We start from the raw sequence: 3,049 nt of genomic DNA, 5'->3' as shown, positions 1-3,049 counted from the left end.
CCGCCGGGGCGCCGGGCGGGTTCGGCATGCCGGGGGCGCCCGCCGCACCCTGCGCGCCCGGGGCACCGGGGACGCCCGGGGCGCCCGGAGGCTGCGAGGCGCCGCCCAGCTGACTCGGATCGGCCAGCACCGTGGCCGCATGGTGCACGATGCCCGCCGGGGTACCGCCCGGCGGCGTACCACCCGGAGCACCAGGAGGCGCGGCAGGCGGGTTCGGCGCACCGGGCGGGTGGGGCGCGTCCCCGCCGCCCTGCGCCTCAGGCCCCTCCGGCCCGAGCGCCGACACCAGCTGGGTCGGCACGTACCCACCCGCGGGCGCACCCGGCGCGGGCGGCGGCGTCGCGCTCCCCGGCCGTGCGCCCGGCGTACCCGGCGTGCCCGGCGGCGGAGGCGGCGCACCCACTCCACCGCGCGCCTTCTTCGGCGGCGGCGCGGCCTTGCTCGTCGCGGCGTCCGCGATGTCCCCGGCGTTCGGCGCGAGCGGCCGCGCGGGCGCACCCGGACCCGCCGGAGGCTGCGGCGCGCCCGGCGCACCGCCCGGCGCCTGCGGATAGCCGTACCCCGGAGCCCCCTGCGGAGCACCGGGACCCTGCGGATAGCCGTACGACGGGGCGCCCGGCGGCAAAGGCGGCGGCGTGCTGCCCTGCGGAGCACCCGGCGCGCCGGGAGCCGTCGCAGGCATGGGCGCGGCGCCGGGCGCCGGAGGGTACGACGGCACACCCTGCGCAGGGGTGCCCGGCGCCACCGGTGGCTGCGGATGGCCGTACGCCGGCGTACCCGGCGCCGACGTGCCGCCCTGCGGCGCACCCGGCCCGCCCGGCAGGTCGAGCGCGGGCGCGACCGCCGTCCGCGGCAGCTGGCTGCCGCCCGACATCAACGCCGTCGGCGCGTCCGGCGCCACCGCCGGCGGGCGCGGCGCCGCGTCGTCCGCGTCACTCAGCGGCGGCGCGAAGACCGTCGCGGGCAGCGGCACGGAACGGTCCTCGTCACCGGCCTGCGCGTTCGTGTCGGTGCCGGCCCAGGGCGTGGCCCCCGCGGGCACGTCCGCCGGAGCGGTGGCCGTCCCCGCCGGCACCCCGGCCTGCGTCTGCGCGAGCCCGCCCCCACCGGAGGAAGCCGCCCCCGGCGCCGTACCACCGTCCGACGCCGGACCCGCGTCCGGAGCCGCGCCGGAAACCGACCCGCCGTCAGCAGCCGCAGCCGCCGGAGCCGAGGCAGACGCCGCAGCCGAGGCAGCCGCCCCCGCCCCCGTCTCCTCGGGCCGCCGCTCCCCGATCCCCAGCTTGTCCGCCGCCTCCTGCAACCACTCCGGAGGAGTCAGCAGGAACGACGTCTGGTTCAGGTCCAGGCGGGCCGCCGCCGGCGCCGCAACCGCGTCCCGCGGCTCCTCGGCACGGCCGTACTCCTCCTCGTACCGGCGGATCACCTCACCCACCGGCAGCGCGGGCCACAGGCTGGCCTCCCCGCTGTCCCGGGCGATGACCAGCCGCTGGCCGCCCGCGTCCGACCGCGGCCCCTCCGCCCGGTCCTCGCCCCACACCACGAACCCCAGCTCGAACTCCCGCACCCGCACCTCACGATGCTGGTACGCGGGCACGTCGCCGTTGATCCACTCCTCGGCGCGCTCCTGCGCCTGCGCGTAGGTCACCATCGCCTGCAGCTCACTCCCCCACCGGGCCGGAAGACGCCGAGCCGGAAGACACCGGGACGACACGCGCGAAACCGCCGTCCACCATCAGATGCGCCACCGTCTCCAACTCCGGCGGACTGCCGGCCAGCCGGGACAGGAAGACGTCGAAATCGTCACCGCACGGCAGCAGCAGACGCTCCACCCGCTCCGCCGGCGACCACGCCGGATCCGTGTCCCGCACGTCGTCGTACGCGCAGAACCACACCGAACCGACCCGCTCGCCCTTCACCTTCACCGCGAGCAGCCCGCCCTGCACGAAGGCCACCCCCAGGTAATCCTTCGTCAGATGGTCGCGCAGGCACTTGTTCACGTACACCAGGTCATTGACCGCGGCCTCGTCCCGCACCGTGAAGAACGGCTGGTCCACCAGCAGCCCCAGCTCGGCGTCCAGCGCCGTCCCCACCGGAGCACAGCCGCCCGCCGCCTTCAGGAACGAGCGGTACGCACCCGGCAGCCGGTAGCCGAGGTCCTCCTCGACCCCCTGCACCTGCGCCTCCGACACCGCCACACCCGACTTCGGCAGCCCGAAGTGCGCCGGCCGGGACTCCTGCAACGGCCGCGTGCCCCGCTTGCCGTGGTCCACCGGCGCCGTCGCCACCCCGCCGTGATGCCGCAGCAGCGCCTTCACCTCGACCGGCACCAGCTCCAGCCGCCGCGTGCCCGCCACGTGATGCCACGTCCAGCCGTGCGGCGTCGCCACATCCGGCAGCGTGTCCCACCACTCGTGCCCCTCGGCCGCCAGCGCGGCGTTCGCCGACACGTAGTCCGTCAGCCGCAGCTCGTCGACCCCGAACCCCTCCGGCGGCTCGGCGATCTCCACCGCCACGCGCGCGTACGGCGAGAAATCCGGATAACCCCGCTCATCGACCCGTACCCCTCTCGGGTGACGTGCCGCCCGGACCGGATCCGGAAAGTGCACGACCTGCCCGGCGTAGGCCGCGTTCGGCGGCGCGGCTTGCTGCCCGAGCCGACCTGTCGTCATGGCGGTTGCCCCCTGCGGCGTTCTCTCTGGCCTGAACGGCGGTGTCGATCGCGGATGGCGACAGCCTATGCGGTACGCGCACCCCGGTCACCGGCCCACCGCATCCCGGCGGACCGGGCACCTCCGCCCCCGTGACCAGCCGTCACCCCACCGTCACACCCCGCCCGGACCCGGGCGTGTCGCACCGCCCCAGCTTCCGCACCAGCCACGGCATTTGGCACCCTGTGTCCTTCGGGGGCACGCCCGGGGAGGGAAAGCGATCATGAATACCTTGCAGACCGGAGGTACCGACGTGCGGGCCGGCGACCCTCGCATCGACTGGAGCGGCACCGACACACCCCCCGCCCCCACCCTCCGGCACCGCCGCGACGGCATCC

At 76.6% G+C, this 3,049-nt stretch carries 1 protein-coding gene and 1 pseudogene; both read right to left on the bottom strand.

The genetic code is table 11. The features are described 5' to 3' along the window. Positions 1 to 1,651 (bottom strand): annotated as a pseudogene (locus CCN44_RS45295) (SUKH-4 family immunity protein); the annotation flags it as partial. A gap of 10 nt (positions 1,652 to 1,661) precedes the next feature. Then, complete coding sequence (locus tag CCN44_RS37895) at positions 1,662 to 2,672, bottom strand: SMI1/KNR4 family protein (protein ID WP_086703342.1); 1,011 nt, start codon at positions 2,670 to 2,672, stop codon at positions 1,662 to 1,664. Positions 2,673 to 3,049 lie beyond the last annotated feature (377 nt).

Origin of the sequence: Streptomyces tricolor (assembly GCF_002155905.1) — a bacterium.
GTDB classification, from domain to species: Bacteria; Actinomycetota; Actinomycetes; order Streptomycetales; family Streptomycetaceae; genus Streptomyces; species Streptomyces tricolor.
The sequence above is the reverse complement of the archived record's forward strand: the minus strand, read 5'-3'. Positions and strand labels throughout refer to the sequence as shown.